The organism is uncultured Parabacteroides sp. (assembly GCF_902493135.1).
GTDB lineage: Bacteria > Bacteroidota > Bacteroidia > Bacteroidales > Tannerellaceae > Parabacteroides.
Map to the genome: position 1 here is coordinate 1 of NZ_CABUOD010000080.1, position 9,131 is coordinate 9,131.

Here is a 9,131-nt window from a genome sequence, read left to right on the forward strand (position 1 = left end):
CCGGACGGTTCAGCCTTGATCTTTTGGTTACTTTTCCATCAAGGGAAAAGTAACAGATAAATCATCATTTACGATCATAATCTATCACAAACCGAAAGCCGGGACCAAATCATCCAACTGCTTGTCGGTCATGCCGGCGGGTTCGTATCCGGCCATGCGTGCACTGAAATAGATTTGGGCGGACTTGCTTAACGTGTCGATTGCATCGAAGCATTCGATCAGGTCTTCGCCGACTGCCAAAATACCATGTTTCTCCCAGAATACGACATCGTGCTTCTCCAATTGCTTGATGGTGGCACGCGCCAAATCCAGCGTCCCCGGTATTTCATAAGGAACGATGCCGACTCCTTTCGGGACAATGATACGGCATTCGGGAATCATGCTCCACAACGTACGGGTAATGACATCCGAATCCAGGAACGGCTTGCAATGCGTCATACCGATCAGGTCGGTCGGATGCGTATGCAGAACGACCCGGTTATCACGGCCCAGGCCACGCAGATAATTATGCATCATCAGGTGTGAAGGCAACTCGGATGTAGGCAAAATCAATTGTTCGGCTATTATATCATAGCTTTTGCCATCCCCGGCGATACGGATCAGGGAACCGTTGGCAAAGGGATCCTGTGCCACATAACGCATCCGCTTTCCGGTACCGGTGACATAAAAAATATGCCCGGCAAGGGCAGTCATCGCCTCCTGCAAAGGAATAGCCGGCCCCAGTGCAGGAAGTGCTTTTTCGACGTCGCTCATCAGGTCGGTCAGGTTTACGGAAATGTTACCGCCGTTGCGTTCCGCCCATCCTTTTGTCCAGAGATAGCCGGCCACTTCGGCGATACGGCCGATCTCGGCCATCAATTTTTCATTGTTTCTGATTGTTTTCATTTTACTTATATATCTTTTTATAAGTCATGGAATCTTAATTTCATGACTATGAAACTAAAATTCCATGACTATCCATTTTCAGCCCGATTACTATTATTTAATCTCTCCCTTAAATCAAATTAGGCAGCAAAAGCGAGAATATCAGGAGACACATGCCGCAGACCAAAACAACGATCGTCTGCCGGCTCACTCCTTTCCACTCTTTCAGGATAATGCCCCACACATTGCTGAAGATCACATTCAGCGACATCAGGATACTCCATGAAAAGGCCAGCATCACCGGAGATTCGGCAAAATAGCTCTTTCCCATTCCCAGCCCGAAGAATTGCGAATACCACAAAACACCTGCCAGCGCACAAAATAAGACATTATTCAGCAAAGTACCGCCCGATACGGAAAAATAATCTTTCCCCGTCTTGTTCCTTACATTCTGGAAGAGGCAATAAGAAGCGTTCGTGATAAAACCGCCGATCGTCACTAACAGGATGACCGGGTTCAGTGCGAACAATTCGCTTGCGCCGGACTGTTTCGCCTTCTCAAGGATCGGAGCACCGGATTCCAGGCCCAGATTGAAGCAGGCGCTCATCACTCCCGCCAAAAGGGCGACAAGCAAACCTTTCGTCAACGCAAAATCCTTTACAGCCGCTTTCTTTTCCTCCTCGGTCATATTGCGGGCACGAAGGCTTCCGGCATACCCGATCACGGCGATGCCGGCAAGCGTGATACACACGCCGATCAGCAGGACCAGGCCATCGCCATGAAACAAATCCGTTCCGGCAAAAACTGCCGGGAAAAGCGTTCCGAAACCGGCGCACGTTCCAAGCGCGATGCTCTGGCCGAGCGCAACCCCCAAATAACGCATGCTCAACCCGAAGGTCAGGCCGCCGATCCCCCACAGGATTCCGTAGATAACGGCTCCCGCGGCTCCGCCGGCGCTCCACAGTTCCGAGAGGCTGCTCCCGGCGGGAATGGCAAGCTGCGCCCCTAAGAACGGGAAGACGAGCCAGGCAAAAACGCCCTGCACCAGCCAGAAACTTTCCCAACTCCAATCCTTGACTTTGTTGATCGGGACGTAGGAACTGCTCTGCCCGAAACTGCCGATTGCGATTATGATTAACCCGATGATTATTTCCATTATCGTTTGCTTGTTACTTCGGCTTCGTATTTCTCTATCTCGGCAATATAATCCTCACCTACCGGGACGTCGTTTTGCAGGCAGAACATATCCCAGACGGCTGTCCACGGAAGGCTCTTCATTTCCTCCTGCAAAGCTAAGCGCTGGAAATATTTGCCTTCGGCCTCGTATTGCTGCAAGGTTGCGGACGGTTCGAGAAGAGCTTGCATAAAGGCCTTCTGTGTTGCACGGCAACCGATCACGTAGGCCCCGATACGGTTGATCGTCGCATCGAAATAATCCAAACCGATATGCACCCGGTCCAATGCCTTGCAACGGATGATTTCGCGTGCCAGATCGAGCAGGTCGTCACTTAGGATCACCACATGATCGCTGTCCCAACGGACCGGACGGCTCACATGCAACATGATCTCCGGCGTAAAGAGAAGCAAGGCCGAAACCTTGTCGGCAATACTTTCCGTCAGATGGAAATGGCCCGTATCGAGCGTCACAATCTTGTTTTTCTTCGCACCGTAGCCCAAGTAGAAATCATAAGAACCGACCGTATAACTTTCCAGACCGATCCCGAACAGTTTTGCTTCGATACAGTCCTTCATATTCTTATACTCCGTTGCAAAAATCTCGTCGAGCGACTGTTCCAAGATCCGGCGGTATTTGAGACGGCTGGCGGGAATTTCCTTGCTGCCGTCATGAATCCACAGGTTCATGATACAGGGATCATCCTGGTATTTGCCCATCTCCTCGCTGATCCAGCGGCATCGTTTCGTATGTTCGATCCAGAAATTGCGGATCGCATCGTCGGGATTTGCCAACGTCAGGTCGCCGCTCTTCGGATGCGAGAAAGAAGTGCTGTTGAAATCCAGTTTCATCCCGTTCTCTTTCGCCCACTGCATCCAGCTTTCAAAGTGAGCTGGTTCCACTTCGTCGCGGTCGACCTTCTTGCCCTGGAAGTCGCCATATATTTCATGCAGGCTCAAACGATGTTTACCGGCGATCAGCGAAGCCGCTTTCAGGACATCGGCACGCACTTCGTCGATCGTGCGGGCACGTCCCGGATAGTTGCCTGTCACTTGGATTCCGCCCGTCAGCGAACCGCCCTGGTTCTCGAAACCGCTCACGTCGTCCGCCTGCCAGCAATGCATGGATAGAGAGATCTTCTGCAATTTGTCCATTGCCTCTTTTGCATCCACACCGACAGCTGCATAGCGTCCAACAGCTGCCTCATAGGCTTGTCTGATAATGTTTTCTTTTGTCATGGTCTTATTTTTTTGAGGTTACAGATTTATATTTCTTAAAAGCCTCTTCCCACTTGCCGCTACCTTCCGGCAGAAAGACAGCCGGCGAGAGGAAAGAGTTGATCAAGCGGCGCATCTCCCAGCGGTCGGCCACCAGTCCTGCCGCCCTCGCCTGCACCATACAGTTGCCGATCGCCGTCGCCTCCGAAGGCCCTGCCACAACCGGCATGTCAATTACATTTGCCGTAAATTGGTTGAGAAGATTATTCATCGAGCCTCCCCCGATCACATGCAATTTACGGATCGGGAAAGGAGCTATTTCGGATAATAGTGCCAGCACCTCCTTGTACCGGAATGCCAGGCTTTCGAAGATACAACGGATAAACTCGTCGTCCTCGGCAGGTTCGGGCTGCCCCGTCTCGCGACAATAAGCCTTGATCGCCTCCGTCATGCTCGGCGGATTGGCAAAACTCGGATCGTCGGGATTCACAAAACTGCGGAAAGGCGTCGCCCGTTCCGCCATCTTGACAATCGCAGGATAGGAATAATCGCGCCCGGCCTTCTCCCACTCTTTCCGGCACTGTTCGAGCAACCACATCCCTGTGATATTTTTCAGGAAACGGGTCGTCCCGTCTATCCCGCCTTCGTTCGTGAAATTATGCCGGAAAGATTCTTCCGAGATAATCGGTTCTTCCGTTTCGATCCCCATAAGGCTCCATGTGCCGCTGCTAAGGTAGGCAAACTCCCGGTCCGCCGCCGGGACAGCCGCAACGGCCGAAGCCGTATCGTGGCCGGCAACCGCTATGACCGGCACTTTGCCGATCCCCGTTTCCCGTGCAAGCGCGTCGGTCAGTTCTCCGACAAATGTTCCCGGCATCACTACCGGACGCATGATGGAGGGAGCTACCCCTGCCGCTTCCAACAAGGATGCCTCGAACTCCTTTGTCGCCGGATTCAACAGTCCGGAAGTGGAAGCATCCGTATATTCACAAACCTTTTTGCCCGTCAACAGGTAGGAAAGCAGATCGGGCATAAAAAGTATCTCTTCGGCAGCCTCCAACGGCCCGAAACTTTCCTGTTTAGCCCGGAATAACTGGAAAATACTATTGAAGTTCATGATCTGTATGCCGGTGAGCCGGTAGACTTCCGACCGGGGAATACGCTGGAAATACTCTTCCGGCGCACCGTCCGTATAAGGATCACGGTACGCACGCGGTAGCCCCAACAGCGTACCGTCTTTCGCCAGATATCCGAAATCGACGCCCCAGGTATCGATCCCGATAGAGTCCAGGACCACGTTCCGGCGTGCACAAATCGTAAGGCTTTCTTTCAAGGCATCATATAACCGGTATATGTTCCAGTAATATTTCCCCTGCAACTCCAGGATCGCATTCGGGAAGCGGTGAAGTTCCTGCATTTCAAATTTGTCACCAACCAATGTGCCTAATACGGCACGTCCGCTGGTTGCTCCTATATCAAAGGCTAAAAAGTTATATTTCTTCATGGTACAACAAAGTTGTTTGTTTTATGATTGCAAAAGTAAACGGTAAATTACTATCTTTGCTTTTGAAAATGATTTTAAACCTTTCAAATCTGACAGAGGAGATGGAGAAACGACTAAGCGATCAATTAAGATACCTGACGATAAGTGCGATAGACGAAGAATGGGGAATTGTCGTCACGACTGTAGGCTACCAGTTTATTCCCCCGAAAGGGAACTATCCTCTTTCGAAGCATCCGGACAATTATAACTTCAAGCCGCAGACCGGACGTATCCTGAACGAATACCAACTGGTCTATATCACGAAGGGAAGCGGTTACTTCTCTTCACAATCCTGCAAGATGCAGAAGATAAACGCCGGTACGATGATCCTGCTTTTTCCGGGAGAATGGCACAGCTACTATCCCGACAGCGAGACAGGCTGGGACGAATACTGGGTCGGTTTCCGCGGCGTCCACATCGACCGACGCGTGGAAAAACGCTTCTTTACCCGCGAGGAACCGTTACAGCACATCGGGCTCAGCGCGACAATCGTCGGGCTGTATGAAGACATCCTGAAATTCGCTTCGCAGGAAAAGACGGGCTACCAGGAGATGATTTCGAGCATCGTCCTCCATATATTGGGTACGGTCTATTATAAAAGGAGGAACAACTCCTTTACGAATACCTATGTCGTGGATAAGATCAACGAAGCCCGCATCCTGATGAAAGAACAGGTGGAAAACCCGCTGACGCCGGAAGAAATAGCTTCCCGCCTGGGGCTCGGTTACTCCTGGTTCCGCCGCATGTTCAAAGAATATACAGGCGTATCGCCCGCCCAGTACCAATTGCAGCAAAAACTCCTGAAGGCAAAGGAACTGCTTACCAGCAGCGGCCTGAATATCTCGGAAATAGCCTACAGCCTTAAATTCGAGAATGCCGGGCAGTTCTCCACCTTCTTCAAGAAGAAAGAGGGCGTGACACCGTCGGAATTCAGGGAAAGGGCGCACTGAGAAAAGGCAGACAAATGTCAAACAAAAGAGCTTTTCCCCGGCCACCTGTCCGGAAGAAAAGCTCTTAAATACATAAAACAATCTAATATTATGTGGTAGTATGTGCTTGTTTCTGTTTCTTCTTCGAAAGGAAATTGTGCGCCATCATCGGGAAAAGCTCCAGAAGCAAGACCTCTTTTTCGTTTTCAGCCAATCGGACACCGATTTCTTCCATGACAGGATTCTCCTGCATTTCATAATCGGAAGGATCATAAGGCGCTTCATCACGCGATCCCGTTATCTTCAAACGGAATTCCGGATCGACCGGAACCGGCGTCTTCCCATATTCTCCTTTTACCAGGGCAATGAACTGGTTGGACGGATTGCTGTACATCGGACGTCCCTTCAACTGATCCAATGCGCATGACACGGCCTGAGCCCCGATGATCTGGCTTGTCGGCGTAACCAAGGGCGGCAAGCCTGCCTCCATACGCACCTGTGGGATCAGCGACATCGCTTTTTCCAACAAGTCCAACTGCCCCAATTGTTTCAACTGGGCCACCATATTCGTGTACATGCCTCCCGGTATCTGGGCCTTCTTCACCAATTCATTCGGTTCGGGGAAACCAAAATATTCTTCTATGGCATGGCAGAAGATAAGCAAGTCTTCCTCTTTGTCTTTCCGGGCCGCATCGATCGCATCGTTAAAGAAACGATCTATTTCGGTCGGTATTCTATCTGTCAACGGATTAAACGGTTTAGGCAATTGTTTTGCCATATCGAAAGTGGATAATTCCTTGCGGATATCCAATAAATGGGCATTGATCTTCGCGATTGCTTCCATATTAATATCGAGTTCGATACCCATTTTCTTACAGAACATGTAAACTAACTCAACTGCCGGAGCCGCCGTTCCACCGGCGAAATACCAGATATTGGTATCGACAATATCCACCCCGTTGACAATAGCGGCCAAGACCGAGGCCAACCCATATCCGGGCGTACAATGGGTATGAAAATCTATCGGAACCTTCAAATGCTTTTTGAACAAACGGACTATTTCGGCACTTCTTCCCGGCGGAATCAGGCCGCTCATATCTTTAATGGTGATCATATCGGCTCCCAAAGCCTCCATTTGAAGCGCTTTGTCCAAGAAATATTCATTTGTAAAAACAGGTTTATGCAACGGATGCCCGTGCAAGGCGGCTACAATTCTCTCAACCGCCGAATGGAACGGATCGATCGTGTAACAGACGGCGCAATCAGCCATTCCTCCGAAGCGTTTAACATATTTGACCGTCGATTTTATATTCTCCACATCATTCAGCGCATCGAATATGCGCATGATATCCAGTCCGGATTCTATAGAGTTGCGGCAAAAACCTTTAATAATCTTATCCGGATAAGGATTGTAGCCAAACAGGTTACGCCCGCGTGAAAGTGCCGCCAACCTGGAAGTATTCCCCACGGCAGCTTTTATCTTCTCCAACCGTTCCCAGGGATCTTCTCCCAAATATCGCATGATAGAATCGGGCACGGCGCCACCCCATACTTCCATCGCATAAAAACCGGCTTCTCTATAAAAAGGAAGCACTCTGTCTATCTGCTTTTGTGACATTCGCGTTGCAAAAGCAGATTGCTGACCATCCCGAAGAGTCAGATCCCGAATCAAAAGTTTTCGTATCATACCTAATAAATTGTTTAGACCGTTTCAGACTTAAATCTATCTTTATAACAAAAATTAAACTGTTTTGATTAGAATTACCTGGTTAAGAATAGCAAATGTTTATAAAAACGGCCTTTACAACTTACCATTATGATATTCCATTCTCTATTATTCCGTGAACCACTTCTTGAATTCTTGCACCTTGGTTCGACTGACAACGATACGTTCCGGAGCAGGCACGCTAAGATTAATTACAACACGATTGCCAAACCAAGTTGTAATGTCAGTTACAGCGGCCTTGGATACGATAAACTGCCGATTTGCCCGATAGAACATAACGGGGTCAAGCTGCTTCATCAGGTCATCGAGCAAGCCGCCAATACGACTTTTTGTACCATCATATTGCACAGCTACCGCATTTTTATCTTCCAGATAAAAATAAGCGATATTGCCGACTTTAATAGGTATCAGCCTATCGCCGATAGAGACCAACAGCCGTCCACAGTGGAATGATCGGGTTATAAGAATTTTATTGCAAAAACAAACATCACCGAGGGAATGGCAAATAAAAATAAAAACTATCTTTGGCGATTCATAACAATAAATTCAACAGACACATGACGATCTCCGGAACATCGGACACATTCCGAAAAGCAGAAGAGAAAGACCTCGAACGAATCTGGCAAATTATCGGGCAGGCAAAAGCCCAAATGCAACGTCTTGGAAGTCAACAATGGGACGAGAACTATCCGGCTATCGAACATATCCGTCAGGACATACAGGACGGAAACGGATACGTCATTTGCCGGGAAGACCGGGTTGTTGCATACGGAGTCATTTCGTTCGACGGCGAACCTGTTTATCAAAATATAGAAGGCAAATGGCCGAACGACCTGCCATACGTCATCATCCACCGCCTTGCCATTGCCGATGAGATGAAGCGGCAGGGCATGGCAAAACAGTTTATGTTGCAAGCAGAGGAGGTGAGCCGCAAGAAAGGCGTCTACAATTTCCGTGTGGACACGAAATATGACAATGCCTACATGCTTCGCCTGATCGACACGTTAGGATTCAACTACTGTGGCGAAGTGTATTACCGGAACAACAGTGCAAGGAAAGCTTTCGAAAAAACGATCCGTCCTCACTCCCTTCCGATAGGCATTCCCGATTGTACGATCAGGGAAGCGGCTATGGAAGATGCAACCCTTATTTTCGATGCGATCGATAAAAACCGGGAAGACCTGCGTATCTGGTTGCCTTTTGTCGATAGCCTCAAGGGCGTTGCAGACGAAGAGGGATTCCTGCAATCCGTATTGTCCGTTCCTTACGAGCAACGCGATCCGGTCTACGTTTTGGAACAAGGGGAAACGATCTGCGGGCTGGCGGGTTTCCATTTCACCGATGCACCCAACCATCGTACGGAAATAGGTTACTGGCTGCTTCCCGCCTACCGGGGAAAAGGAATCGTCACGAATGCCGTCCGTTATCTCTGCCAATGGGCTGTCCGCGAACGAGACATGAACCGCATCCAAATCCGGTGCGCCGTCGGCAACTTGCCGAGCAACGCAATCCCCAAACGTCTGGGATTCACATTTGAAGGCACGGAGCGGGATGGCGAATTGCTGGTATCCGGTGAATATGTAGACATTAATGTATATAGTATATTAAGGAAAGAAGTCGAATTATGGAACAGGAAATCCAATTAAACGAGCACAACAAACAGGAATATCCTCCTATG

General features: G+C 49.4%; 8 protein-coding genes. 2 read left to right on the plus strand and 6 right to left on the minus strand.

Features of this window, described 5'->3' with window-relative positions:
* Window positions 1–84: 84 nt before the first annotated feature.
* From rhaD to RDN79_RS18645, 4 genes are all read right to left on the minus strand, one after another.
* The gene (gene rhaD / locus RDN79_RS18630; RefSeq protein WP_298552372.1) at window positions 85–885 is read right to left on the minus strand and encodes a rhamnulose-1-phosphate aldolase; all 801 of its coding nucleotides are present in this window, start codon (window positions 883–885) and stop codon (window positions 85–87) included.
* Between the two features lie 109 nt (window positions 886–994).
* Window positions 995–2,020: an L-rhamnose/proton symporter RhaT gene (rhaT, locus tag RDN79_RS18635; protein ID WP_298552371.1), complete on the minus strand. Its 1,026-nt coding sequence runs from the start codon at window positions 2,018–2,020 to the stop codon at window positions 995–997.
* Window positions 2,020–3,276: an L-rhamnose isomerase gene (locus RDN79_RS18640; protein ID WP_298552370.1), complete on the minus strand. Its 1,257-nt coding sequence runs from the start codon at window positions 3,274–3,276 to the stop codon at window positions 2,020–2,022. Before RDN79_RS18640 ends, rhaT begins: the two co-directional genes overlap by 1 nt.
* 4 nt (window positions 3,277–3,280) lie before the next feature.
* Window positions 3,281–4,759 (minus strand): rhamnulokinase family protein, encoded by a 1,479-nt coding sequence (locus tag RDN79_RS18645; protein ID WP_298552369.1) that lies wholly within the window; start codon window positions 4,757–4,759, stop codon window positions 3,281–3,283.
* Window positions 4,760–4,860: 101 nt separating this feature from the next.
* Here RDN79_RS18645 and RDN79_RS18650 point away from each other — a divergent pair, with 101 nt between their 5' ends.
* Entirely contained in the window at window positions 4,861–5,748 is an 888-nt protein-coding gene (locus tag RDN79_RS18650) for an AraC family transcriptional regulator (protein ID WP_298552368.1), read from the plus strand.
* A gap of 88 nt (window positions 5,749–5,836) precedes the next feature.
* Here RDN79_RS18650 and RDN79_RS18655 read toward each other — a convergent pair whose 3' ends face one another.
* A complete protein-coding gene (locus RDN79_RS18655) occupies window positions 5,837–7,414 on the minus strand; it encodes a carboxylase (RefSeq protein ID WP_298552367.1) in 1,578 nt (525 codons plus the stop codon).
* A 147-nt stretch (window positions 7,415–7,561) separates the two neighbouring features.
* Window positions 7,562–7,885 carry a LytTR family DNA-binding domain-containing protein gene (locus RDN79_RS18660; RefSeq protein ID WP_298552365.1) on the minus strand — a complete coding sequence of 108 codons (324 nt, stop codon included), beginning with the start codon at window positions 7,883–7,885 and terminating at the stop codon, window positions 7,562–7,564.
* 125 nt (window positions 7,886–8,010) lie between these two features.
* On the opposite strand from RDN79_RS18660, the gene RDN79_RS18665 reads away from it, so the two are divergent.
* On the plus strand, window positions 8,011–9,099 hold the full coding sequence (locus tag RDN79_RS18665; protein WP_308573346.1) for a GNAT family N-acetyltransferase: 1,089 nt from the start codon (window positions 8,011–8,013) through the stop codon (window positions 9,097–9,099).
* Window positions 9,100–9,131: the final 32 nt, after the last annotated feature.